Annotated in this window: 21 protein-coding genes, 4 tRNA genes, 3 rRNA genes and 1 pseudogene; 18 read left to right on the plus strand and 11 right to left on the minus strand. The window is 52.9% G+C overall.

Translation table 11 applies throughout. The annotated features are described in order from the left end of the window. The first annotated feature begins 119 nt into the window (after positions 1-119). From NB069_RS03985 to nlpE, 3 genes are read left to right on the plus strand one after another with little or no spacing between them, the layout of a single operon-like run. Complete coding sequence (locus NB069_RS03985) at positions 120-665, plus strand: YaeQ family protein (protein ID WP_250587876.1); 546 nt, start codon at positions 120-122, stop codon at positions 663-665. Beyond that, positions 662-1,084: an alternative ribosome rescue aminoacyl-tRNA hydrolase ArfB gene (gene arfB / locus NB069_RS03990; RefSeq protein WP_250587877.1), complete on the plus strand. Its 423-nt coding sequence runs from the start codon at positions 662-664 to the stop codon at positions 1,082-1,084. The genes NB069_RS03985 and arfB overlap by 4 nt, the downstream gene beginning before the upstream one ends. Positions 1,085-1,118: 34 nt before the next feature. Further along, positions 1,119-1,817 carry an envelope stress response activation lipoprotein NlpE gene (nlpE, locus tag NB069_RS03995; RefSeq protein WP_250587878.1) on the plus strand — a complete coding sequence of 233 codons (699 nt, stop codon included), beginning with the start codon at positions 1,119-1,121 and terminating at the stop codon, positions 1,815-1,817. 40 nt (positions 1,818-1,857) lie between these two features. On the opposite strand, the gene proS is transcribed toward nlpE, so the two are convergent. The 6 genes from proS to metN form a co-directional block, all read right to left on the minus strand. After that, entirely contained in the window at positions 1,858-3,576 is a 1,719-nt protein-coding gene (gene proS / locus NB069_RS04000; protein ID WP_250587879.1) for a proline--tRNA ligase, read from the minus strand. A gap of 111 nt (positions 3,577-3,687) precedes the next feature. After that, entirely contained in the window at positions 3,688-4,395 is a 708-nt protein-coding gene (gene tsaA, locus NB069_RS04005; protein WP_250587880.1) for a tRNA (N6-threonylcarbamoyladenosine(37)-N6)-methyltransferase TrmO, read from the minus strand. Beyond that, positions 4,392-4,796 carry an Rcs stress response system protein RcsF gene (gene rcsF, locus NB069_RS04010; protein WP_250587881.1) on the minus strand — a complete coding sequence of 135 codons (405 nt, stop codon included), beginning with the start codon at positions 4,794-4,796 and terminating at the stop codon, positions 4,392-4,394. The genes tsaA and rcsF overlap by 4 nt, the downstream gene beginning before the upstream one ends. Positions 4,797-4,903: 107 nt before the next feature. Beyond that, complete coding sequence (gene metQ / locus NB069_RS04015; RefSeq protein ID WP_039030286.1) at positions 4,904-5,719, minus strand: methionine ABC transporter substrate-binding lipoprotein MetQ; 816 nt, start codon at positions 5,717-5,719, stop codon at positions 4,904-4,906. A gap of 39 nt (positions 5,720-5,758) precedes the next feature. Then, positions 5,759-6,412, minus strand: a complete 654-nt coding sequence (locus NB069_RS04020) for a methionine ABC transporter permease MetI (RefSeq protein ID WP_039030285.1) — start codon at positions 6,410-6,412, stop codon at positions 5,759-5,761. Beyond that, on the minus strand, positions 6,405-7,436 hold the full coding sequence (gene metN / locus NB069_RS04025) for a methionine ABC transporter ATP-binding protein MetN (RefSeq protein WP_250587882.1): 1,032 nt from the start codon (positions 7,434-7,436) through the stop codon (positions 6,405-6,407). The genes NB069_RS04020 and metN overlap by 8 nt, the downstream gene beginning before the upstream one ends. 187 nt (positions 7,437-7,623) lie before the next feature. On the opposite strand from metN, the gene gmhB reads away from it, so the two are divergent. From gmhB to dkgB, 8 genes are all read left to right on the plus strand, one after another. Then, positions 7,624-8,190 (plus strand): D-glycero-beta-D-manno-heptose 1,7-bisphosphate 7-phosphatase, encoded by a 567-nt coding sequence (gene gmhB, locus NB069_RS04030; RefSeq protein ID WP_250587883.1) that lies wholly within the window; start codon positions 7,624-7,626, stop codon positions 8,188-8,190. Between the two features lie 368 nt (positions 8,191-8,558). Next, positions 8,559-10,098: ribosomal RNA gene (locus NB069_RS04035) — 16S ribosomal RNA — on the plus strand. A gap of 69 nt (positions 10,099-10,167) precedes the next feature. Next, a tRNA-Ile gene (locus NB069_RS04040) sits at positions 10,168-10,244 on the plus strand. Positions 10,245-10,280: 36 nt separating this feature from the next. Then, positions 10,281-10,356, plus strand: a tRNA-Ala gene (locus NB069_RS04045). 207 nt (positions 10,357-10,563) lie between these two features. Further along, a 23S ribosomal RNA gene (locus NB069_RS04050) occupies positions 10,564-13,468 on the plus strand. A 66-nt stretch (positions 13,469-13,534) separates the two neighbouring features. Beyond that, positions 13,535-13,649 (plus strand): 5S ribosomal RNA (rrf, locus tag NB069_RS04055). Together the 16S, 23S and 5S rRNA genes with 3 tRNA genes alongside form the textbook arrangement of a ribosomal RNA operon. 53 nt (positions 13,650-13,702) lie before the next feature. Further along, positions 13,703-13,779: transfer RNA gene (locus NB069_RS04060), tRNA-Asp, on the plus strand. Between the two features lie 163 nt (positions 13,780-13,942). After that, entirely contained in the window at positions 13,943-14,746 is an 804-nt protein-coding gene (gene dkgB, locus NB069_RS04065; protein WP_250587884.1) for a 2,5-didehydrogluconate reductase DkgB, read from the plus strand. 1 nt (position 14,747) lies between these two features. On the opposite strand, the pseudogene yafC reads toward dkgB, so the two are convergent. After that, a pseudogene (gene yafC, locus NB069_RS04070) lies at positions 14,748-15,679 on the minus strand (DNA-binding transcriptional regulator YafC). 104 nt (positions 15,680-15,783) lie between these two features. Between yafC and NB069_RS04075 the strand changes: the two are divergent. The 3 genes from NB069_RS04075 (at position 15,784) to NB069_RS04085 (ending at position 18,745) form a co-directional block, all read left to right on the plus strand. After that, positions 15,784-16,959, plus strand: a complete 1,176-nt coding sequence (locus NB069_RS04075) for an MFS transporter (protein WP_250587886.1) — start codon at positions 15,784-15,786, stop codon at positions 16,957-16,959. Positions 16,960-17,097: 138 nt separating this feature from the next. Then, positions 17,098-17,898 carry an endonuclease/exonuclease/phosphatase family protein gene (locus NB069_RS04080; RefSeq protein WP_039032074.1) on the plus strand — a complete coding sequence of 267 codons (801 nt, stop codon included), beginning with the start codon at positions 17,098-17,100 and terminating at the stop codon, positions 17,896-17,898. 76 nt (positions 17,899-17,974) lie between these two features. Then, a complete protein-coding gene (locus NB069_RS04085; protein ID WP_250587887.1) occupies positions 17,975-18,745 on the plus strand; it encodes a class I SAM-dependent methyltransferase in 771 nt (256 codons plus the stop codon). Positions 18,746-18,798: 53 nt separating this feature from the next. Here the strand turns inward: NB069_RS04085 and mltD are convergent, their stop codons facing one another. Next, positions 18,799-20,166: a murein transglycosylase D gene (gene mltD, locus NB069_RS04090; protein ID WP_250587888.1), complete on the minus strand. Its 1,368-nt coding sequence runs from the start codon at positions 20,164-20,166 to the stop codon at positions 18,799-18,801. A 71-nt stretch (positions 20,167-20,237) separates the two neighbouring features. Then, positions 20,238-20,993, minus strand: a complete 756-nt coding sequence (gene gloB / locus NB069_RS04095; RefSeq protein WP_250587889.1) for a hydroxyacylglutathione hydrolase — start codon at positions 20,991-20,993, stop codon at positions 20,238-20,240. Positions 20,994-21,025: 32 nt separating this feature from the next. On the opposite strand from gloB, the gene NB069_RS04100 reads away from it, so the two are divergent. Continuing rightward, a complete protein-coding gene (locus NB069_RS04100) occupies positions 21,026-21,742 on the plus strand; it encodes a class I SAM-dependent methyltransferase (protein WP_250587890.1) in 717 nt (238 codons plus the stop codon). On the opposite strand, the gene rnhA is transcribed toward NB069_RS04100, so the two are convergent. Beyond that, on the minus strand, positions 21,743-22,210 hold the full coding sequence (rnhA, locus tag NB069_RS04105) for a ribonuclease HI (protein WP_039032078.1): 468 nt from the start codon (positions 22,208-22,210) through the stop codon (positions 21,743-21,745). A gap of 145 nt (positions 22,211-22,355) precedes the next feature. Between rnhA and dnaQ the strand changes: the two genes are divergently transcribed. The 3 genes from dnaQ to NB069_RS04120 all read left to right on the plus strand — a co-directional run bounded on the left by dnaQ (position 22,356) and on the right by NB069_RS04120 (position 24,273). After that, positions 22,356-23,099 carry a DNA polymerase III subunit epsilon gene (dnaQ, locus tag NB069_RS04110; RefSeq protein ID WP_250587891.1) on the plus strand — a complete coding sequence of 248 codons (744 nt, stop codon included), beginning with the start codon at positions 22,356-22,358 and terminating at the stop codon, positions 23,097-23,099. 130 nt (positions 23,100-23,229) lie between these two features. Next, positions 23,230-23,306, plus strand: a tRNA-Asp gene (locus NB069_RS04115). Positions 23,307-23,745: 439 nt separating this feature from the next. Further along, positions 23,746-24,273 (plus strand): cytochrome b, encoded by a 528-nt coding sequence (locus NB069_RS04120; RefSeq protein ID WP_250587892.1) that lies wholly within the window; start codon positions 23,746-23,748, stop codon positions 24,271-24,273. Between the two features lie 77 nt (positions 24,274-24,350). On the opposite strand, the gene NB069_RS04125 is transcribed toward NB069_RS04120, so the two are convergent. Continuing rightward, positions 24,351-25,121 carry an amidohydrolase gene (locus NB069_RS04125; protein ID WP_250587893.1) on the minus strand — a complete coding sequence of 257 codons (771 nt, stop codon included), beginning with the start codon at positions 25,119-25,121 and terminating at the stop codon, positions 24,351-24,353. Between the last annotated feature and the right edge of the window lie 95 nt (positions 25,122-25,216).

Here is a 25,216-nt window from a genome sequence, read left to right on the forward strand (position 1 = left end):
TATACCATACTCATTTAAGCAATATCAGCAGGTTGATGTCAGAGACATTCTTGAGCCTGTAACAGCCTTTTGGCGGAGATTTCGCTACAATGCGCACCTGATTCGAAAGGAGTTCTCTCATGGCGCTTAAAGCGACAATTTACAAAGCCGCGGTCAATGTGGCGGATTTAGATCGCAATCAGTTTATGGATGCGACATTGACGCTGGCGCGTCATCCCTCCGAAACGCAGGAGCGCATGATGCTGCGCCTGCTGGCATGGATTAAGTATGCCAATGAGCGTCTGCAGTTTACCCGCGGGTTAAGCGCGGAAGACGAGCCGGAAGCCTGGCTACTCAACGATCATCTGGGTATCGATCTGTGGATTGAGCTGGGCCTGCCGGATGAACGCCGCATTAAGAAAGCCTGCACCCAGTCTGCCGAGGTGGCGCTCTTTACCTACAACAGCCGCGCAGCGGAGATCTGGTGGCAGCAGAACAAGAACAAGTGTGCCCAGTTTGCCAATCTGTCCGTCTGGTATCTGGATGACGAACAGCTGGCTAAACTGAGTGCCTTTGCCGGACGCACCATGAATTTACAGGCGACGATTCAGGATGGCGCCATCTGGCTGTCTGATGCTGAGAATAATCTGGAAATTCATCCGCAAGTCTGGCAGTCCCGCTCATGATTATCTTGTCCCGAAGCGTCAGCCTTGCCGATCATGAAGTCGAGATCACCGCGATCCGTGCCCAGGGGGCAGGGGGGCAGCATGTGAATAAAACCTCAACGGCCATTCACCTGCGCTTTGACATTCGGGCCTCAAGCCTGCCAGAGTATTATAAAGAACGCCTGCTCGCCGCCAGCCATCATCTGATCACCAGTGACGGCGTGATTATCATCAAGGCGCAGGAGTACCGCAGCCAGGAGATGAACCGGGAAGCCGCGCTTGCCCGGCTGGTAGCAGTTATACAAGAGTTAACGGCAGTGCAAAAAAGCCGTCGGGCAACCCGCCCGACACGCGCCTCGAAAGAGCGCCGTCTGGCTTCGAAATCACAAAAATCGACCGTCAAAGCACTGCGTGGCAAAGTTCGACGCCCTCAGGATTAACGGATAGCAGTCGGGTTGAGATAAGGAATCTAAAGTGAAAACAGCGATATTTTCAGTGATGGCAGCCAGCGCGCTGTTCGTACTTATGGGGTGCAATAACCGTGCAGAGATGCAGGTTCTGGAGCCTGCCCACGAAGAGGCGTTAAAACCCATGCAGCAGAGCTGGCGGGGCGTTTTACCCTGTGCCGACTGCGAAGGTATTGAGACCTCACTGTTCCTGGAAAAAGACGGGACCTGGGTAATGAACCAACATTATCAGGGGGCAAAAGCGCCTTCTTCTTTTGCCAGCTATGGCACCTGGGCGCGGACGGCCGATAAGCTGGTGCTGACGGATACCCAGGGCGAGAAGCACTATTTCCGCGCCAAAGGCGAAGGGCTGGAGATGCTGGATCGGGAGGGGAATCCGATCGAGTCGCAGTTTAACTACACGCTCGCGCCAGTAACCGCTGCACTGCCAGCGACGCCGATGGCGATGCGCGGCATGTATTTCTATATGGCTGATGCGGCGACCTTCACCGATTGCGCCACCGGCAAAAAGGTGAGCGTGGCGAATAACGCTCAGCTGGAACGGGATTACGCGGCGGCGCGCGGGAGTGATACCAAACCGGTGCTGCTCACCGTCGACGGGCATTTTACCCTTGAGGCCAACCCGGACAGCGGCGAACAAGTCAAAACGCTGGTACCGGACAGAGCTACCCGATTTGAAGCGGGCAAAAATTGCGACAGCAAATAGCTGAAATAAAAAACCCCGCATCAGCGGGGTTTTTTGTGGCTTATGCCTTGATGGCTTTCACCAGATAATCCAGCACGTCGCCGGTTTTGATCATCTGTTTCTCGCCGTTACGACGATACTTGTACTCGATCTCGTCGTTGTCGAGGTTACGATCGCCGATCACCACGGTGTGTGGAATACCAATCAGTTCCATATCAGCAAACATCACGCCCGGACGCTCTTTACGGTCGTCCATCAGCACTTCGATACCCTGCGCACGCAGCTCGCTGTACAGTTTTTCCGCCAGCTCCTGAACGCGGTAGGACTTGTGCATGTTCATCGGCAGGATCGCGACCTGGAACGGTGCAATGTTGTCCGGCCAGACGATGCCACGCTCGTCATAGTTCTGCTCTATCGCTGCGGCAACCACACGCGTTACCCCAATTCCGTAGCAGCCCATGGTCAGAACCTGGTTGCGGCCATCTTCACCCTGAACGGCAGCATTCATGGCGCGGGAATATTTATCACCCAGCTGGAAGATATGACCCACTTCAATACCGCGTTTGATCATCAGGGTGCCGTTGCCGTCCGGGCTTGGGTCGCCTGCTACCACGTTACGAATATCCGCCACTTCTGGTGTCGCCACATCGCGATCCCAGTTAATACCGAAGTAGTGTTTGCCGTCGATATTCGCGCCTGCGGAGAAGTCGCTCATTGCGGCAACGGTGCGGTCAATCACGACAGGAACGGGCATATTCACCGGACCCAGGGAGCCAGGACCGGCGTTTACGACGGCGCGGATTTCCGCTTCCGTTGCGAAGGTTAATGGGCTTGCAACCTGTGGCAGCTTCTCTGCTTTCACTTCATTCAGCTCGTGATCGCCACGTACCAGCAGGGCAACCAGCGGGTAGGCGCTACCTTCAGCGGACTTCACCAGCAGGGTTTTGACCGTTTTTTCGATCGGCAGGTTGAACTGCTCAACCAGCTCGGCGATGGTTTTCGCGTTTGGCGTATCTACCAGCTTCATCTCTTCGGTTGCAGCAGCGCGTGGCGCTTTTGGCGCCAGGGCTTCAGCAAACTCAATGTTCGCCGCGTAGTCAGAAGAGTCAGAGAAGATCACATCGTCTTCACCGCTCTGTGCCAGCACCTGGAACTCATGGGATGCGCTGCCGCCGATAGAACCGGTATCAGCCTGCACAGCGCGGAAATCCAGACCCATACGGGAGAAGATCTTGCTGTACGCTTCATACATCTTGTCGTAGGTCTCCTGCAGAGATTCCTGAGACGTATGGAAAGAGTACGCATCTTTCATCAGGAATTCGCGAGAGCGCATAACGCCAAAGCGTGGACGAACTTCGTCACGGAACTTGGTCTGGATCTGGAAGAAGTTGAGCGGCAGCTGCTTGTAAGAGCTCAGCTCATTACGGATCAGATCGGTGATGACTTCTTCATGCGTTGGGCCGAGAACGAACGGACGATCGCCACGATCGGCAATACGCAGCAGTTCCGGACCATACTGCTCCCAGCGTCCACTCTCCTGCCACAGCTCAGAAGGCTGAACCACCGGCATTAACACCTCGATCGCACCGGCGTTGTTCATCTCTTCACGCACGATGTTTTCGACTTTTTTCAGGACGCGCACGCCGGTCGGCAGCCAGGTATATAACCCGGAGGCCAGCTTGCGGATCATCCCGGCGCGCAGCATCAGCTGGTGGCTGATCACCTCGGCGTCGGCAGGTGTCTCCTTCAGAGTGGAGAGCAGATATTGGCTAGTACGCATGTTGTTACGGTTCCATTTCGAAGAGTGGAACAGGCTGATCGGCAGCCTGACACAAAAAAAGTGGTTTAGTTTACCAGTGTGGCAAAGATGCCAAAAGAGAAGAGGATAAAATTACTGCGGCTCGAGGGCAAACACTTCGAAGCCCGCCGCTGTGACCCGCCAGCGAACGTTAAAATCGAGCAGCAGAACGGCATAGGTTTTTCCGGCTTCTTCCTCTTTGCGGTAGGCCGGACGGGGATCCTGGGCCAGCACGTCGACAATAAATTCCCGCAGACGAGGATAACGCTTTTCCAGCTGGATTAATTGTGGAAGAAGCGCATCGCTAAACCAGACCGGCGTATCCGCCTGGGGGGCTTGCTGGGCGTAGCTGGCACGCGCATCGGGTAAGGCTTCGGCAAAGGGGAGATAGGGTTTGATATCCACTACAGGTGTGCCGTCCACCAGGTCCAGACTGCCCAGCTCCAGGATGACCTGATCCTTCTGACAGCGAATGCCTTTCAGCTCGATGAGCGACATGCCGACAGGGTTCGGACGAAACGTCGAGCGCGTAGCAAACACGCCCATCCTGGCATTACCGCCGAGACGAGGCGGGCGCACGGTCGGCCGCCAGCCGCCAGCCATAGTCTGGTGAAAGATAAACAGCACCCACAGATGGCTGAACGCTTCCAGTCCGCGCACGGCATCGGCCTGGTTATAAGGCGCGAGCAGGTGAAGTTCGCCGCTACAGCTTTTTACCAGGCCAGGCTGGCGTGGCACGGCAAACTTCTCTTTATACGGCGAGCGAATAACGCCTATCTGCTCGAACTGGAAAGCACTCATTTCGCCGAGACGTTAAGGGCAGAACCTACGCAAACGGCCTGGCGGTAACAGCCAGGTGTACCGCTGGTCACTTCGCAGCTGTGCAGCAGTACCGCATTGGCCTTCATTTTAGAGGCATTGATCTGCATGCGTTTACGCGCAGTGGGAATATTTGGAGGAGAATCCTGGTTGCTGGCCTGGCAAGAATCGCCGGAGACTTCACCCAGATCGCGGAACGGTTTACCTACTAAATCTTCAGCCTTGGTATAGATTCTTACCGGCGCAGGACGTGGCGCTTTTGGCTTCTCAGGCTCCACTTTTGGCGGGGTTGCTGTGCTTTTAACAGGTTCAACAGGAGATCTGCTTAGCATAGAACAACCGCTCAGCATCAGTGCTAAAAGACAGATCGGTAAAGCACGCATAATGTTTCCTCAATGAATTATCAAATCGTCAGATATTGAATCAGTTGCCTGCATAAATGACAAGACGGGCTTACGCCCGTCCTGAATGATATTACACAAAGGTCAGATTACCAGCCTTTAACTGCACCGCCGTTAAAGACTTTGTTCGCTTCCTGGTAAACTTCATCAGACTGGTAAGCCTGGACGAACTTCTTCACGTTTTCCGCATCTTTGTTGTCTTCGCGGGTAACGATCAGGTTAACGTACGGAGAGTCTTTATCTTCAACGAAGATACCGTCTTTCGCTGGGGTCAGGTTGATCTGGCTGGCGTAAGTGGTGTTGATAACCGCCAGGGCGATCTGCGCATCGTCCAGAGAGCGTGGCAGCTGTGGTGCTTCCAGCTCAACAATTTTCAGGTTTTTTGGGTTCTCCGTGACGTCCAGAACGGTTGGCAGCAGGCCAACACCGTCTTTCAGTTTAATCAGACCCACTTTCTGCAGCAGCAGCAGGGAACGGCCAAGGTTAGTTGGATCGTTAGGTACCGCCACCTGAGAACCGTCCTGCAGCTCTTCTAATGATTTGATTTTTTTAGAGTAACCCGCGATTGGGTAAACAAAGGTATTGCCTACCGCAACCAGCTTGTAGCCGCGATCTTTGATCTGCTGATCCAGGTATGGCTTGTGCTGGAAGGCGTTAGCATCGATATCGCCTTTGCTCAGCGCTTCGTTAGGCAGAACGTAGTCGTTGAACGTCACCAGTTCAACATCCAGGCCATACTTCTCTTTCGCGACTTTTGCTGCCGTCTCTGCAACCTGCTGCTCCGCACCGACGATAACGCCCACTTTGATGTGGTTTGGATCTTTTTCGTCCTGGCCACAACCTACCAGTGCCAGAGAGCCGATCAGCGCGCCTACCGCAGCAAAGGTTTTAAATTTAAACGCCATGTTTTTATCCTTAACTCGTCGAGTTTGTGTTGTGTAACGTTATTTGTGCGTAACAGCCCGGACGATGCGATCGCCAGAGAATTGAATGAGATAAACCAGTACAACCAGCAGAACCAGCACGGTATTCATAACGGTAGCATTGTAGCCAATGTAGCCATACTGATAACCGATCTGACCCAGACCACCGGCTCCAACAGCACCGCCCATCGCAGAGTAACCCACCAGGGTAATCAGCGTGATGGTGGCCGCGTTGACCAGGCCTGGCAGCGCTTCCGGCAGTAAGACTTTACGTACGATCTGCATTGGCGTCGCACCCATGGCGCGGGACGCTTCAATCAGACCGGACGGGATCTCTAACAGCGCGTTCTCCACCATACGGGCGATAAACGGCGCAGCGCCCACGGTCAGGGGAACGATAGCGGCCTGCAGGCCGATGGACGTGCCCACAATAACGCGGGTGAAGGGAATCATCCAGACCAACAGGATAATGAAGGGAATGGAACGGAAGATGTTCACCAGCGCAGAGAGCGTGCGGTACAGCTTTGCGTTCTCAATAATCTGACCCGGACGGGTGACGTACAGCAGTACCCCCACCGGCAGGCCAATGACAAAACCGAAGAAGCCGGATACGAAGGTCATCGCCAGCGTTTCCCATACGCCGCGTGCCAGCAACCACATCATTGCCTCAGACATAACCCAGTACCTCAACTTTTACATGATGCTCTTGCAGCCAGGCGATAGCGGCCTGCGTATCTTCTTGCGTGCCGTGCATTTCAGTCAGCATGATGCCGAACTTCACGCCACCGGCGTAATCCATCTGCGCGCTAATAATGTTGTTATTCACATTGAAACGGCGGGCGGTTTCGGACAGCAGCGGCGCATCCACTGACTTGCCGGTAAACTCCATCCGCAGCATCGGAACGCTGTTCGCTTCAGGCTGGCTTTTCAGACGTGCCAGGTAGTCTTCCGGGATATCCAGATGCAGCGTGGCCTGAATGAATTGTTGTGCCAGGGGGGTTTTAGGGTGAGAGAACACCTCGCTTACGGTGTCTTGCTCAATCAGTTGCCCGTTGCTGATCACGGCTACGCAGTCACAGATGCGTTTAACGACATCCATTTCGTGGGTAATCAGGAGAATGGTAAGTCCCAGGCGACGGTTAATGTCCTTTAACAGCTCCAGAATTGAGCGGGTTGTGGCGGGATCCAGCGCGCTGGTGGCTTCGTCACAGAGCAGCACTTTCGGGTTGCTTGCCAGAGCACGGGCGATGGCCACGCGCTGTTTTTGTCCACCGGATAAATTCGCCGGGAAGGTATCGTGCTTATCGCTCAGACCCACCAGATCCAGCAGCTCGGTTACGCGACGTTTGATTTCGTCTTTTGGCGTATTGTCCAGCTCCAGGGGCAAGGCAACGTTGCCAAACACGGTGCGCGAGGAGAGCAGGTTAAAGTGCTGGAAGATCATGCCAATCTGGCGGCGTGCTTTAGTCAGTTCTGTTTCGGAAAGGGTAGTCAGCTCCTTGCCATCCACCTGAACGTGACCTTCTGTCGGACGTTCAAGCAGGTTAACGCAACGAATGAGCGTACTTTTACCTGCACCTGAGGCGCCAATGACGCCATAAATCTGTCCAGCCGGAACATGCAGGCTAACGTTGTTCAACGCCTGAATGGTACGGTTCCCTTGCTGGAACACTTTGGTGATATTCGAAAGTTTAATCATTAGATTATTTTTATCGTATGTAAGTTAGCCGTGGCATTTTCTGCTGCCTGATGCGGGCGATGACCGTCAACAAAACGGATGTTAAGGCATCCAGACGTCTAAATCAATCCAACTCTGCGTGATGAGCACTTTCTTGCGCAGTGAAACATGAGATACTACGCAGACATCCCTTTTCAGGAGCAAACCGGTGGCAAAATCAGTACCCGCAATTTTTCTCGATCGTGACGGCACAATTAATGTCGATCATGGTTATGTACATGAGATAGACGAATTTGAATTCATCGATGGCGTAATAGAAGCCATGCGTGAATTAAAAGAGATGGGATTTGCGCTGGTGGTAGTGACCAACCAGTCAGGCATTGCGCGTGGTAAATTCACCGAAGCACAGTTTGAGACATTAACTGAATGGATGGACTGGTCGCTGGCCGATCGTGGCGTTGACCTGGACGGTATCTATTATTGTCCTCACCATCCACAAGGCACCGTAGACGAGTATCGCCAGGCCTGTGACTGCCGTAAACCGCACCCGGGTATGTTCATCTCTGCACAAGAGTTCCTTCATATAGATATGAGCGCTTCATATATGGTGGGCGATAAGCTGGAAGATATGCAGGCAGCTACAGCAGCAGGGGTTGGCCATAAAATTCTGGTGCGCACCGGAAAACCCGTTACGCCAGAGGCAGAAAGTGCAGCGGATTGTGTCATTAACAGCCTTGCAGCACTGCCAGAAACCATCAAAAAGCAGCAAAAATAGGCGTTCTGGCGAAAAGGTGAGCGGTTGAAATAAAATTGTCTTTTTCCGCTTGTCAGCGCCGGATAACTCCCTATAATGCGCCTCCATCGACACGGCGGATGTGAATCACTTCACACAAACAGCCGGGTTGATTGAAGAGAAAAGCGTGAAATAATCGCTTGACTCTGAAAGAGGAAAGCGTAATATACGCCACCTCGCAACGGTGAGCGAAAGCCGCGTTGCACTGCTCTTTAACAATTTATCAGACAATCTGTGTGGGCACTCAAAGTGACATGGATTCTTAATGTCTTCGGACAATAAATGAATACCAAGTCTCTGAGTGAACATACGTAATTCATTACGAAGTTTAATTCACGAGCATCAAACTTAAATTGAAGAGTTTGATCATGGCTCAGATTGAACGCTGGCGGCAGGCCTAACACATGCAAGTCGAACGGTAGCACAGAGAGCTTGCTCTCGGGTGACGAGTGGCGGACGGGTGAGTAATGTCTGGGAAACTGCCTGATGGAGGGGGATAACTACTGGAAACGGTAGCTAATACCGCATAACGTCGCAAGACCAAAGAGGGGGACCTTCGGGCCTCTTGCCATCAGATGTGCCCAGATGGGATTAGCTAGTAGGTGGGGTAACGGCTCACCTAGGCGACGATCCCTAGCTGGTCTGAGAGGATGACCAGCCACACTGGAACTGAGACACGGTCCAGACTCCTACGGGAGGCAGCAGTGGGGAATATTGCACAATGGGCGCAAGCCTGATGCAGCCATGCCGCGTGTATGAAGAAGGCCTTCGGGTTGTAAAGTACTTTCAGCGAGGAGGAAGGCATTGTGGTTAATAACCACAGTGATTGACGTTACTCGCAGAAGAAGCACCGGCTAACTCCGTGCCAGCAGCCGCGGTAATACGGAGGGTGCAAGCGTTAATCGGAATTACTGGGCGTAAAGCGCACGCAGGCGGTCTGTCAAGTCGGATGTGAAATCCCCGGGCTCAACCTGGGAACTGCATTCGAAACTGGCAGGCTAGAGTCTTGTAGAGGGGGGTAGAATTCCAGGTGTAGCGGTGAAATGCGTAGAGATCTGGAGGAATACCGGTGGCGAAGGCGGCCCCCTGGACAAAGACTGACGCTCAGGTGCGAAAGCGTGGGGAGCAAACAGGATTAGATACCCTGGTAGTCCACGCCGTAAACGATGTCGACTTGGAGGCTGTGCCCTTGAGGCGTGGCTTCCGGAGCTAACGCGTTAAGTCGACCGCCTGGGGAGTACGGCCGCAAGGTTAAAACTCAAATGAATTGACGGGGGCCCGCACAAGCGGTGGAGCATGTGGTTTAATTCGATGCAACGCGAAGAACCTTACCTACTCTTGACATCCAGAGAACTTTCCAGAGATGGATTGGTGCCTTCGGGAACTCTGAGACAGGTGCTGCATGGCTGTCGTCAGCTCGTGTTGTGAAATGTTGGGTTAAGTCCCGCAACGAGCGCAACCCTTATCCTTTGTTGCCAGCGGTTAGGCCGGGAACTCAAAGGAGACTGCCAGTGATAAACTGGAGGAAGGTGGGGATGACGTCAAGTCATCATGGCCCTTACGAGTAGGGCTACACACGTGCTACAATGGCGCATACAAAGAGAAGCGACCTCGCGAGAGCAAGCGGACCTCATAAAGTGCGTCGTAGTCCGGATTGGAGTCTGCAACTCGACTCCATGAAGTCGGAATCGCTAGTAATCGTAGATCAGAATGCTACGGTGAATACGTTCCCGGGCCTTGTACACACCGCCCGTCACACCATGGGAGTGGGTTGCAAAAGAAGTAGGTAGCTTAACCTTCGGGAGGGCGCTTACCACTTTGTGATTCATGACTGGGGTGAAGTCGTAACAAGGTAACCGTAGGGGAACCTGCGGTTGGATCACCTCCTTACCTTAAAGAACCTGCCTTTGTAGTGCTCACACAGATTGTCTGATGAAAATTAGCAGTAAAAATCTCTGCAGGCTTGTAGCTCAGGTGGTTAGAGCGCACCCCTGATAAGGGTGAGGTCGGTGGTTCAAGTCCACTCAGGCCTACCAAATTTGCGCAGCAAATTTGAGGAGATTGACCACGATGGGGCTATAGCTCAGCTGGGAGAGCGCCTGCCTTGCACGCAGGAGGTCTGCGGTTCGATCCCGCATAGCTCCACCATCTTTACTGCGACAACATGAAAACTTCAGAGTGTACCTGAAAAGGTGCGCTGCGAAGTTTTGCTCTTTAAAAATCTGGATCAAGCTGAAAATTGAAACGACACACCGTCTCTGTTCTCCGTAAACAAGAACAGAATCAGGTGTGTTCGAGTCTCTCAAATTTTCACAATCACGACGATGAATCGAAAGAGACATCTTCGGGTTGTGAGGTTAAGCGACTAAGCGTACACGGTGGATGCCCTGGCAGTCAGAGGCGATGAAGGACGTGCTAATCTGCGAAAAGCGCCGGCGAGGTGATATGAACCTTTGACCCGGCGATGTCCGAATGGGGAAACCCAGTGCAATCCGTTGCACTATCGTTAACTGAATACATAGGTTAACGAGGCGAACCGGGGGAACTGAAACATCTAAGTACCCCGAGGAAAAGAAATCAACCGAGATTCCCCCAGTAGCGGCGAGCGAACGGGGAGCAGCCCGGAGTCTGAATCAGCTTGTGTGTTAGTGGAACGGTCTGGAAAGTCCGACGGTACAGGGTGATAGTCCCGTACATGAAAGCACACTTGCTGTGAACTCGAAGAGTAGGGCGGGACACGTGGTATCCTGTCTGAATATGGGGGGACCATCCTCCAAGGCTAAATACTCCTGACTGACCGATAGTGAACCAGTACCGTGAGGGAAAGGCGAAAAGAACCCCGGCGAGGGGAGTGAAAAAGAACCTGAAACCGTGTACGTACAAGCAGTGGGAGCACCTTCGTGGTGTGACTGCGTACCTTTTGTATAATGGGTCAGCGACTTATATTCTGTAGCAAGGTTAACCGTATAGGGGAGCCGAAGGGAAACCGAGTCTTAACTGGGCGTTAAGTTGCAGGGTATAGACCCGAAACCCGGTGATCTAGCCATGGGCAGGTTGAAGGTTGGGTAACACTAACTGGAGGACCGAACCGACTAATGTTGAAAAATTAGCGGATGACTTGTGGCTGGGGGTGAAAGGCCAATCAAACCGGGAGATAGCTGGTTCTCCCCGAAAGCTATTTAGGTAGCGCCTCGTGAACTCATCTCCGGGGGTAGAGCACTGTTTCGGCTAGGGGGCCATCCCGGCTTACCAACCCGATGCAAACTGCGAATACCGGAGAATGTTATCACGGGAGACACACGGCGGGTGCTAACGTCCGTCGTGAAGAGGGAAACAACCCAGACCGCCAGCTAAGGTCCCAAAGTCATGGTTAAGTGGGAAACGATGTGGGAAGGCACAGACAGCCAGGATGTTGGCTTAGAAGCAGCCATCATTTAAAGAAAGCGTAATAGCTCACTGGTCGAGTCGGCCTGCGCGGAAGATGTAACGGGGCTAAACCATGCACCGAAGCTGCGGCAGCGACACTATGTGTTGTTGGGTAGGGGAGCGTTCTGTAAGCCGTTGAAGGTGAACTGTGAGGTTTGCTGGAGGTATCAGAAGTGCGAATGCTGACATAAGTAACGATAAAGCGGGTGAAAAGCCCGCTCGCCGGAAGACCAAGGGTTCCTGTCCAACGTTAATCGGGGCAGGGTGAGTCGACCCCTAAGGCGAGGCCGAAAGGCGTAGTCGATGGGAAACAGGTTAATATTCCTGTACTCGGTGTTACTGCGAAGGGGGGACGGAGAAGGCTATGTTGGCCGGGCGACGGTTGTCCCGGTTTAAGCATGTAGGCGGAGGTTCCAGGTAAATCCGGTACCTTTTTAACGCTGAGGTGTGATGACGAGGCACTACGGTGCTGAAGTAACAAATGCCCTGCTTCCAGGAAAAGCCTCTAAGCATCAGGTAACAACGAATCGTACCCCAAACCGACACAGGTGGTCAGGTAGAGAATACCAAGGCGCTTGAGAGAACTCGGGTGAAGGAACTAGGCAAAATGGTGCCGTAACTTCGGGAGAAGGCACGCTGATATGTAGGTGAAGCCCCTGCGGGTGGAGCTGAAATCAGTCGAAGATACCAGCTGGCTGCAACTGTTTATTAAAAACACAGCACTGTGCAAACACGAAAGTGGACGTATACGGTGTGACGCCTGCCCGGTGCCGGAAGGTTAATTGATGGGGTTAGCGGCAACGCGAAGCTCTTGATCGAAGCCCCGGTAAACGGCGGCCGTAACTATAACGGTCCTAAGGTAGCGAAATTCCTTGTCGGGTAAGTTCCGACCTGCACGAATGGCGTAATGATGGCCAGGCTGTCTCCACCCGAGACTCAGTGAAATTGAAATCGCTGTGAAGATGCAGTGTACCCGCGGCAAGACGGAAAGACCCCGTGAACCTTTACTATAGCTTGACACTGAACACTGGTCCTTGATGTGTAGGATAGGTGGGAGGCTTTGAAGCGTGGACGCCAGTCTGCGTGGAGCCATCCTTGAAATACCACCCTTTAATGGCTGGTGTTCTAACGTGGACCCGTAATCCGGGTTGCGGACAGTGTCTGGTGGGTAGTTTGACTGGGGCGGTCTCCTCCTAAAGAGTAACGGAGGAGCACGAAGGTTAGCTAATCCTGGTCGGACATCAGGAGGTTAGTGCAATGGCATAAGCTAGCTTGACTGCGAGAGTGACGGCTCGAGCAGGTGCGAAAGCAGGTCATAGTGATCCGGTGGTTCTGTATGGAAGGGCCATCGCTCAACGGATAAAAGGTACTCCGGGGATAACAGGCTGATACCGCCCAAGAGTTCATATCGACGGCGGTGTTTGGCACCTCGATGTCGGCTCATCACATCCTGGGGCTGAAGTAGGTCCCAAGGGTATGGCTGTTCGCCATTTAAAGTGGTACGCGAGCTGGGTTTAGAACGTCGTGAGACAGTTCGGTCCCTATCTGCCGTGGGCGCTGGAGAATTGAGGGGGGCTGCTCCTAGTACGAGAGGACCGGAGTGGACGCATCACTGGTGTTCGGGTTGTCATGCCAATGGCACTGCCCGGTAGCTAAATGCGGAAGAGATAAGTGCTGAAAGCATCTAAGCACGAAACTTGCCCCGAGATGAGTTCTCCCTGACCCTTTAAGGGTCCTGAAGGAACGTTGAAGACGACGACGTTGATAGGCCGGGTGTGTAAGCGCAGCGATGCGTTGAGCTAACCGGTACTAATGAACCGTGAGGCTTAACCTTACAACGCCGAAGCTGTTTCGGTGTGATTTGAGATGATTTTCAGCCTGATACAGATAACAGAATTTGCCTGGCGGCTGTAGCGCGGTGGTCCCACCTGACCCCATGCCGAACTCAGAAGTGAAACGCCGTAGCGCCGATGGTAGTGTGGGGTCTCCCATGCGAGAGTAGGGAACTGCCAGGCATCAAATTACGTAATAAACTGGAACAATATCTGGTAATTACAAAGAATACGGTGGAGCGGTAGTTCAGTCGGTTAGAATACCTGCCTGTCACGCAGGGGGTCGCGGGTTCGAGTCCCGTCCGTTCCGCCACTTATTAAAAGCCCTGAGCTAACGCTCAGGGCTTTTTTCTTGCCTGTCGTTTGATTATTGCTTTAAACGCAAAAATCCTCTGCTTAATACGCTCTTTTTTCACATAGCCCCGGTAGCGATAATCCTCTTTATTAACAAACATGATGAAGAAAAGAGGAATTTCATGGCTATCCCTGCATTCGGTCTTGGTACTTTCCGCCTGAAAGACGACGTTGTTATCGCATCCGTTAAAACTGCCCTCAAACTGGGTTATCGCGCGGTTGATACCGCCCAGATCTACGACAACGAGGCTGCGGTGGGTCAGGCTATCGCAGAAAGCGATGTGTCGCGTGACGCGCTTTTTATCACGACCAAGATCTGGATTGAGAACCTCAGCAAAGAGAAATTAATCCCAAGCCTCAAAGAGAGCCTGAAGAAACTGCGTACGGAGTATGTAGATCTGACCCTTATCCACTGGCCATCACCGAATGATGCCGTGTCCGTTGAAGAATTTATGCAGGCCTTGATGGAAGCCAAAGCTCAGGGGTTGACGCGTGAAATCGGTATTTCCAACTTCACTATCCCATTGATGGAAAAGGCCATTGCCGCTGTTGGCGCAGAAAACATTGCTACCAACCAAATCGAACTTTCACCATACCTGCAAAACCGTCAGGTGGTGGAGTGGGCCAGGCAGCACGGTATTCACATTACCTCTTACATGACGCTGGCTTACGGCAAGGCGCTTAAAGACGAAACCATTCTGCGCATTGCTGCAAAACACAATGCAACCGCGGCACAGGTTATTCTGGCATGGGCGATGGGCGAAGGGTACGCGGTGATCCCGTCTTCAACCAAACGTGAAAACCTGGCGGGCAACCTGCTGGCACGGGATCTGACGCTCGATCAGGATGACAAAGATGCGATCGCTGCTCTGGAGTGCAACGATCGTCTGGTTAGCCCGGAGGGCCTGGCGCCGAAGTGGGATTAAGTTAACCCGCCCTCTGTACCTCTGACCCTCTTACAGCTCCTTCGGGGGCTGTTTTACATGCTCGCTCAGAAAATCAATAAAGGCCCGGATCCGGGTACTCACCGCTCTGTCGCTGTAATAGACTGCGCTGAAGGGCATCTCAACCGGCAGACGCTTATCTGCCATCAGCTCGACTAATTCACCTCGCGCGATCTCTTTATCAATCATGTAATCCGAAAGACAAGCAATCCCGTTTCCCTCCAGGCATAACTGCTTAAGCGTCTCGCCGCTGTTCGATGATAAACCGCAGACCACTTCATGCAACTGACCATCATGGCAGGCAACAGGCCAGGTATTCAGCGACACCGGCTCCGTGAAGCCGAGACACAGATGCTGCTTCAGTTCATCAATTGTCTCAGGCTTGCCGAAACGGGCAATATAGGCCGGAGAGGCAATAATTTTGCGATAGCTGGTAAACAGCGGGCGTGCCCGCAGGCTGGAATCCGTTAATGTCCCGGCGCGGATCGCGACATCCACCTTGCGCTCGATCAGATTGATGAAGGTTTCAGAGGAGACCAGAGAGAGCGTCATTTCCGGATAACGTTCGCGAAAAGGTTTAATAAGAGGCATCAGGAAATGCAGGACAACGGGGGTCGCCGCATCAATCCGTAAGAGCCCGCGCGGTGTGCTGCGCGTTTCCATGATTTCTGTTTCTGCGGCGGCCATCTCCTGCAAGATGGACTGTACGCGACGGAAATAACGTTCGCCTTCTTCGGTCAGGCTGAGCTGCCGGGTTGTCCGGTTAAGCAAACTGACGCCCAGCTTCATCTCCAGTTTTTTGACCGAGCGGCTGACGGCAGAGTTAGCCTGTCCAAGCTGTTCAGCCGCACGGCTAAAACTGCCGCTCTCAACGACGGCGACAAATATCGCCAGCTCTTCAGAAGTTGCTTTCATTGTTGCTTTATCCGCAAAATTGTATTGATACTTTGAGCATTTTTGTTATTTAAACACTGGCGCATACTGCGTGTCATCTTAATCCTGATGAGACGGAGTTTTTTATGCCTCTGGCGCTACTTGCCCTGACGATCAGTGCCTTTGCAATCGGCACGACTGAATTTGTTATTGTAGGTCTGGTTCCTACGATTGCTGACCAACTTGCCATCTCGCTGCCTTCAGCGGGTTTACTGGTTTCTATCTATGCCCTCGGCGTGGCAATCGGCGCACCGGTGCTGACCGCGCTTACTGGCCGTCTGCCGCGTAAGCAATTGCTAATGGCATTGATGGTGCTATTCACCGCTGGCAACGTTCTCGCCTGGCAAGCACCCGATTACTCGACGCTGGTTATTGCCCGCCTGCTGACCGGTCTTGCTCATGGCGTCTTCTTCTCTATAGGTTCGACAATCGCAACCAGTCTGGTGCCTAAAGAGAAAGCAGCTTCCGCCATTGCCATCATGTTTGGTGGCTTAACCGTCGCGCTGGTAACGGGTGTTCCGCTGGGTACCTTTATCGGGCAGCACTTTGGCTGGCGGGAAACTTTCCTTGCGGTCTCCCTGTTGGGCGTGATTGCGCTGATAAGCAGTCTGGTGCTGATCCCGTCCAGTATTCCCGGACGTGCGGCAGCGACACTGCGCGATCAACTGAAGGTTCTGACCCATCCTCGCCTGCTGATGATCTATGCCATTACGGCATTGGGTTATGGCGGAGTCTTTACCGCCTTTACCTTCCTTGCGCCCATGATGCAGGACCTGGCCGGATTCTCGCCGAATGCCGTCAGCTGGATCCTGCTGGGCTATGGCGTTTCGGTAGCGATCGGCAATATCTGGGGTGGCAAGCTGGCGGATAAGCATGGCGCAGTCCCGGCCCTGAAAATTATTTTTGCCGCTCTGGTTGTTCTGCTTCTGGTCTTCCAGTTCACTGCTTCCATGCAGTATGCCGCGCTGGCGACGGTACTGGTGATGGGGATCTTCGCCTTCGGCAACGTACCGGGTTTACAGGTCTATGTGGTACAGAAAGCCGAGCTATATACACCTAACGCTGTGGATGTCGCTTCCGGTTTGAATATCGCCGCGTTTAATGTTGGCATTGCGCTGGGATCAATTATCGGTGGTCAGACGGTAGAGCATTTCGGTCTGTCACAAACACCCTGGATTGGGGCGGTCATAGTTCTGATCGCACTCCTGTTGATTGGTCTGAGTGGCCGCCTGGATAAGCCCACCCGTGTCGCTCTGGGATAACTTAATGTAAGTACTTACTGACAAAACAATAAGGAGATTCTCAGCAATAGCGTTGAAAGTGTGAGCTGAAAACCCTATAACATTAGAACCCGTTCCTGTTTCTGGACGGGTTCTTAATGATAGAGGTTGTTTCACACCGTGCGAAAAAATACCTATGCCATGCGTTATGTTGCCGGACAGCCCGCGGAGAGAATCTTACCTCCGGGGTCGTTTGCGAGCATTGGCCAGGCATTACCTGCGGGGGCGCCTTTAAGCAGCGATGAAAAAATTCGGGTGCTGGTATGGAATATCTTCAAACAACAGCGTGCCGAATGGTTATCCGTCCTGCAGAATTTTGGCAAAGATGCGCATCTGGTACTGTTGCAGGAGGCGCAAACTACGCCTGAACTGGTGAGGTTTGCGACTACCAACTATCTCGCCGCCGACCAGGTACCGGCATTTGTCTTACCCCAACATCCATCAGGGGTAATGACGCTTTCCGCTGCTCATCCCGTTTATTGTTGCCCACTGCGCGAGCGCGAACCGCTCCTGCGCCTGGCGAAATCCGCCCTGGTCACCGTCTATCCGTTGCCGGATACCCGTTTGCTGATGGTGGTGAATATCCACGCGGTCAACTTTAGTCTCGGTGTTGATGTCTACAGCAAGCAGTTGCTGCCTATTGGCGATCAGATTGCGCATCACAGCGGCCCGGTGGTTATGGCCGGTGATTTCAATGCCTGGAGCCGTCCGCGAATGAACGCGCTGTATCGCTTTGCGCGTGAGATGTCGCTGCGCGAAGTCCGTTTTACCGATGACCAGCGGCGCAAGGCCTTTGGTCGTCCCCTCGATTTTGTCTTCTATCGTGGTCTGAACGTGAGCGAAGCCTCTGTGCTGGTCACTCGCGCATCCGATCACAATCCGCTACTAGTCGAATTCAGTCCCGGCAAACCTGAGAGATAGAGGTGCGTCAGGTCTGCCGTGGGGCAGGCCTGCGCGGGTGCTGCCCTTTATTTTCCCTAAACCGAAGGACAGCAAAATGACAACACAGTCCCATCATGACAACGTAGAAAAACAGTTTGGCTCCCAGGCGAAGGCCTATCTGACAAGTTCGGTTCACGCATCCGGGCGCGATTTGCAGCGGCTGGCTGAACGTCTGGCCGAATTTCCCGAAGCCAGCGTCCTTGATTTAGGCTGTGGGGCGGGTCATGCCAGCTTCGTGGCGGCGCAGCAGGTAGCCCGTGTAACGGCATACGACTTGTCCAGCCAGATGCTGGAGGTGGTAGCAGCTGCGGCCAGTGAGAAGGGATTCAGTAATATCGCCATCCGTCAGGGCTACGCGGAATCCTTACCCTTTGACGATCAAACCTTTGATATTGTTATCAGCCGCTATTCGGCGCACCACTGGCATGATGTCGGCCAGGCACTGCGTGAGGTTAAGCGGGTACTGAAGCCGGGTGGTCTGGTTATCATTATGGATATCATGTCGCCGGGCCACCCGGTGCGTGATATCTGGTTACAGACGGTGGAGGCATTGCGGGATACCTCGCATGTCCGCAACTATTCCAGCGGTGAGTGGTTGTCTATGTTCACCGATGCGGGGCTGATATCGCGATCGTTGCAGACAGACCGTTTGACGCTGGAGTTTTCTTCATGGATTGCCCGTATGCGCACCCCCGAGGCGCTGAGCCAGGCGATTCGCCTGTATCAGGACAGCGCGTCCGCTGAGGTCAAAGCGTACTTTGAGCTGCAGGAAGAGGGCTCCTTTACCAGCGATACCATTCTGGCTGAAGCCCAAAAGGCGGGATAAACAAAAAAGGCACCGAGGGGAATCGGTGCCTTTCTTACAGCTGGTCTCTGAAATCAGGAGTCCGGGGTGGCGTTGTTTTTCACAAACAACGTTATCCGGTCGCCAGGCTGCAGATTGTCCGTATCGCTGTTCCAGCGCATCACATCTTTGATGTTCACGCCGTGACGTTTGGCAATACTGGAGAGCGAATCACCTTTTTGCACGCGATAGGTAATGCTATCGCTGTTATTAGCGAGACGCTGCGCGCTGTTACCCGCGCCAATCGTCAGGTTCTGACCCACTTTCAGGGTAGAGCCGCGCAGCTTGTTCCACTGCTGCAGATCTTTTGTGCTCACGCCAAGACGTGATGCGATGCCTGAAAGCGTATCGCCTGAACGTACCTGATAGCTACGGCTGTTAAGCGGTGTGTTATCCGCAATCAGCGTAGACTGAACCGCTTCAATTTCACCCGACGCTAACGATACCCGTAACTGTTCAGCGTGTTTCTGCGGCACCAGAACGTATTTCGGCCCGCTGGTACCTACTGTCGAGCCCTTCACACCTGCGTTGAAGGCCTTCAGTTTGGTCACCGAGATACCTGCCATATCCGCAACCTGTTTCAGTTCAACAGGGTTGTTGATACGCACTTTCGCCAGCGCACGACTTTCGTCTGAGGTCGGTAACTGCACGCCGTACTGTTTGCTGTTTTTGAATATCTCACTCAAAGCCAGCATTTTAGGAACGTATAATTTGGTTTCCCGTGGCAGTGGAAGCGACCAAAAGTCGGTAGGTTTACCCCGTGCTTTATTCGCTTTCATTGCCTTCAGTACACGACCCTCACCGCTATTATAAGCAGCAACCGTCAGCAGCCAGTCACCGTCGAACATCTTGTTCAGACGTTGCATCATGTCGAGAGCGGCTGTCGTCGAAGCGACTACATCACGACGCGCATCGTAGTTGCGGGTCTGTTTTAAACCATAATTGCGCCCTGTGCTCGGTATGATCTGCCAAAGACCTGCGGCCTTGGCGCCAGACGTCGCGTGTGGGTCAAAAGCGCTCTCCACTATGGGTAGTAGTACCAGTTCCATGGGCATGTTACGTTTCTTAACTTGCCCTGCTATCCAGTACATATACGGCTCTGCCCGTAAAGTCACATCGTGGAGATAGCTCTTATTGCTTAAATACTTCTGTTTCTGTTCGCGAATCCGGCTGTTTTCCGGAATTCCCATCTTTAGCTCGTCGCCAATAGAGACCCACAAGTCTTGATCCTGTGCGAAAGACGTCCCATCGTCTGCCCATCGCGATTGACTTGTGAACTTCCCTGCTTCCCCTTGACCAGCTGCAGAAAGGCTCTGTGCGTGCTGTTGTACGGTGCCAGTGTTCTGAGACGCCTGGCAACCCACAAGCAGGACAGAGGCGAGTAATATCGCTTTTGCCTTCATGTGTGTGTCAATAGTTGCTTAAAAGACGAGCGATGATAACGACGAATAATTAAAAAGGCAACCCGCAATTGTCAGAAGTCATCTTTCTTTGCCCTTAACCAGGCAAAACACTCCTCAGGTTGTAACATATTTGTTTCTTCTTTAAATTTATTAAGTAAATCAACGTTATCAGTTCTGAGAAATAAATTAATTTTACGTTCATTTTTCAGAATTACGGGGAGTGTTTTTTGGTTTTTTGCGCGTAACTCCTTCACTTTCTGGTAATAATCCTGAATCGCTGCATCCTCTGGCAGGACGTGCATCGCAAACTTCATATTCGCTAAAGTGTATTCATGTGCGCAACAAATCAACGTGTCTTCGGGAAGGGCGTTAATTTTCTGGAAGGACTGATACATCTGGGCTGGCGTGCCTTCGAATAGCCTTCCGCAGCCGCCAGAGAACATTGTGTCCCCGCAGAAAAGATAAGGGAAACTGAAGTACGAAATATGTCCGGAAGTGTGACCTGGTGTAGCAATTACAGAAAATTCCAACCCAAGAATGAGGATCTTTTCTCCATCTTTTACTACGCGAGTCGTTCCCTTATTTTGTGTCTCAGCGGGGCCGTATACCACAAGATGCGGAAATTTTGCGCAAATGGCCGCGACGCCACCAACGTGGTCATGATGGTGATGCGTCAGCATAATCGCTTCCGGTTGCCACTGATTTTGCTCAATGGCATTTAACACCGGCTCAGCCTCGCCAGGATCGACAATGATGCAACGACCATCAGCATTGTTTAAAACCCAGATGTAATTGTCCTGAAAAGCAGAAATACTGTTAAGATTCATACATTACCTCTCATAGCGTGGCGGGTGTTTTGATGAAACCGGCAAGGATACCTCAGATTGTTACCGCACCGAAACACTGGGCGGAGTTGCCCTGGGGTGAATACTATCGTGAAGCACTCGAGCTGCAGCTTAAGCCCTGGTTTGCGAAAATGTATGGTTTTCACCTGCTTAAGATTGGCAATCTGAGCGCGGAAATCAACTCTGAAAGCTGCGCGATTTCGCATCAGGTCAATGTTTCGCTGGCTGGCGAGCCCGTCCAGGTAAAGGCCAACCCGTTACAGCTGCCCTTTGCCGAAAAATCCGTTGATGCCTGCCTGCTGGCGCATTCGCTGCCCTGGTGTGATGACCCGCACCGGTTGTTGCGGGAAGCCGACCGGGTATTGATTGACGATGGCTGGCTGGTGATCAGTGGATTTAATCCGATGAGCCTGATGGGGCTCAGAAAGCTGGTGCCGGTGCTGCGTCGCACCCCGCCGTATAACAGCCGCATGTTTACCCTGATGCGCCAGCTGGACTGGCTCTCGCTGCTTAATTATGAGGTTTTATACCAAAGCGGTTTTCAGGTAATACCCTGGGCGCGGCAGGGCGGGAAGATGCTCAGCACCCATTTTCCGGCGCTGGGCTGTATGCAGTTGATAGTGGCGCGTAAGCGAACTGTCCCCCTGACGCTGAACCCCATGAAGCAAAGCAAGGCCAAAACGCGTTTGCGTGCCGCCGTGGGCGCCACGCGGCAGTACCGGAAGCCCTGATCAGGCTTCCGGTTTGTATCCCACATCCTCATGCTGAGGGTTCATTGCGGCAGCGCGCGCCAGTTCGTCACAACGCTCGTTTTCAGGATGTCCGGCGTGGCCTTTCACCCACTCCCACTGGATTTTATGCTGACTGAGCGCCGCATCCAGGCGTTGCCAGAGATCGACATTCTTCACCGGTTTTTTGTCCGCTGTTTTCCAGCCACGTTTTTTCCAGTTATGGATCCACTGGGTGATCCCCTGGCGCACATACTGGCTGTCGGTGCTTAGCACGATATCGCAGTGCTCTTTCAGTGCCTCAAGGGCTACAATCGCGGCCATCAACTCCATACGGTTGTTGGTGGTCAGGCGAAAGCCTTCATTAAAGGTTTTTTCGTGTTCACGATAACGCAAAATCGCGCCGTAGCCCCCAGGGCCCGGGTTGCCGAGGCACGATCCGTCGGTGTAAATCTCTACCTGTTTACGCATCCTGGCAGACATCCTGTAATCAAAACGGTAAGTCTGACATAAATGGCCGCCATCAGCACTGCTAAATAAAGTCCCTGTGAATTAGCCTTTGAACGCCTGGTCAGGTTGTTTACAATGTCGTCGTTAAAACGAACAGGCTGACAGAATGAGTATTGCAGACACACATAACGCCGACAGGATCATCGTCCTCGATACCGAAACCACCGGTATGAACCAAATCGGTGCCCACTATGAAGGGCATAAGATCATTGAGATCGGTGCGGTGGAGGTGGTTAACCGCCGTCTTACCGGCAATAACTTTCACGTTTACCTGAAGCCAGACCGGCTGGTGGACCCGGAAGCCTTTGGCGTTCACGGGATTGCAGATGAATTCCTGCTGGATAAACCCACTTTTGCGGACGTCGCCGATGAATTCATCGACTACATCAAAGGCGCCGAGCTTGTTATTCATAACGCCTCGTTCGATATCGGCTTTATGGATTATGAATTCAGCAAGCTCAACCGCGGCCTGCCGAAGACAGACACGTTCTGCAAGGTTACCGATAGCCTGGCGATGGCAAGAAAGATGTTTCCCGGCAAGCGGAACAGCCTTGATGCGTTGTGTTCGCGCTATGAAATAGACAACAGCAAACGAACGCTGCACGGGGCACTGCTCGATGCCCAGATCCTGGCAGACGTTTATCTGATTATGACGGGCGGCCAGACCGCCCTGGCGTTTAACGCGGATAGCGATGCGCAGGAGCAGTCCGGCGAAAGCGAAATTCAGCGCGTTATACGTCAGTCCAGCGCGTTGCGCGTCATACGTGCCAGCGATGAAGAGTTAATGGCGCATGAATCTCGGCTCGATCTGGTGCAGAAGAAGGGCGGAAGCTGCCTCTGGCGCGGATAAAAGCGGGCGAAACGCTGGTAAAATAACCGTTCGGATCGTTTTTGCAGCAAACGATTCAAAAGAAGAGAAAAAGCATTGACGGGATCGAGGGCAAAACGTAATATCTGCCTCGTTCCCAAGGGAACACAGCGGAGCGGTAGTTCAGTCGGTTAGAATACCTGCCTGTCACGCAGGGGGTCGCGGGTTCGAGTCCCGTCCGTTCCGCCACTATTCAGGCCCATGTTAGCAATAACATGGGCCTTTTTTCGATCTCACCTTTTCGCTGACTCCTCAAGCGGCATCTTCCGCCTGCCTTATGCCGTTGAGCATGTAAAGATCCAGCCTCCGTTCCCCACAACAATTATTCATCCGCTATTACGCAGGACATGTCCGCAATAATAACTTTCCTGTGTCCTTATTCCTGCCTGCAAAAATAATGAAATCAATAACGAGCGAATCGCCTGGCCTATTAACCGGAAAAAAAGAAAGGTTAAAAATGGTCAGCATTTTTCTATTAAAGGGCAGGGAGATGGCCTATTTTTCAGGGCGGAATTTCATTATTAAACCCGGCGCGGGATGTTTGACATATTAAAGCGGGGTAGGACGAATGATTTCTGGACCATGGCTTCACAGGGAACCATGTAATTACGTTTAGAGGACAAGGATTATGCCAACTTCTTCCATTATTCCCACACGTTACGATCGCTTTTCACGCCTTTTACACTGGGTGGTTGCCGTCGTCATTATCTACGCCATGTGCATGGGCTACATTCTCCACGCGCTGGAAGGGACCCGCTGGTTTACTTTCTTTTCTGTAGTGAATATGTCGCTTGGCACCATTGCAACGCCAATTATGCTGGTGCGTTTTGTCTGGCGCTTCTTTCGCCCATCTGTGCCTTATCCTGCAACGGTGGCAGGACGGAAAAAGCAGATGGTGGTTTTTATCCATGAACTGTTTTATCTGACCATTATGATGGTGCTGGCCAGCGGTTTTCTGATGCTGCACAAAGATTACAATCTGTTTGGTCTTCTGCCGATTACCCACCCGATAAACACGACTGAAGTGAATGATTTTTTCTTTAAGGTGCATCGCGTCAGCTGCGTTTTACTGGGCCTCATTCTGCTTGGACATATCGCAGCGGTAATCAAATACACCTTCAAGGGGCAGCGTGAAATACTGAAACGGATGCTGTAAGCAACAAACAGCAAAGCCGCCCCGCTTCTTTCCCTTTGAACCGATGGGTGAGGGGCAGGGAGGGGCGGCTCTGCCCTTCAGTCAATGCTGAAAGGATCGGCATCCTGCCAGGCAGGAAACTTCTCCCGATACTCTCTCAGCGCGGTCAACGATAGTTCGGCATCAATACGGGTGGCATGATGCGGTTCTGCGGTGGCAATAATCTCGCCCTGCGGGCTAATGACCCGGCTGTCGCCGCGGTAGTGGTGGCCATTACCGTCGGTTCCAACCCGATTGCATCCGGCGACATAGGCCTGGTTCTCAATCGCACGTGCCGTCAGCAGCGCCTGCCAGTGGAGCGAGCGTGGGGCGGGCCAGTTAGCGACGTACAGCGCCAGATCGTAATCATTACGGTTACGCGACCACACCGGGAAGCGCAGGTCGTAACAGACTAACGGCAGAATGCGCCAGCCGCGCCACTCAAATACGGCGCGCTCGTTACCGGCGACATAGTGCTGGTGCTCGTCTGCCATGCGGAACAGGTGGCGCTTGTCGTAGAAGTGCACCTTACCTTCAGGCTCAACCAGCAGAAAACGGTTAACCGGCCCGCGCTCGGTCTGTAGCGCAGCGCTACCGGCAATTAATGCCTGAGTTTGCTGCGCTCTGGCCTGCATCCAGGCGATCAGTTCGTCCTGCGGCAGGGACTGTTTGGCCGCCTCCATGGCAAACCCGGTGGTGAACATTTCCGGCAGGATAATGATGTCGCGTCCGGCAATACCTTCCAGTTGACGATCAAAATGGCGCAGGTTGGCCGGACCATCCATCCACACCAGCGGTTGTTGCAACAGCGTAATCTTCAAACCAGGCACAGTAAGACTCCTCGAATAACCCCATTTTGACACTGTAGCACGACAATCACAGAAACGGGTGGCAATAAAAAAACCCCGCACCAGGCGGGGTTTTG

Origin of the sequence: Leclercia adecarboxylata (genome assembly GCF_023639785.1) — a bacterium.
GTDB classification, from domain to species: domain Bacteria; phylum Pseudomonadota; class Gammaproteobacteria; order Enterobacterales; family Enterobacteriaceae; genus Enterobacter; species Enterobacter adecarboxylatus_D.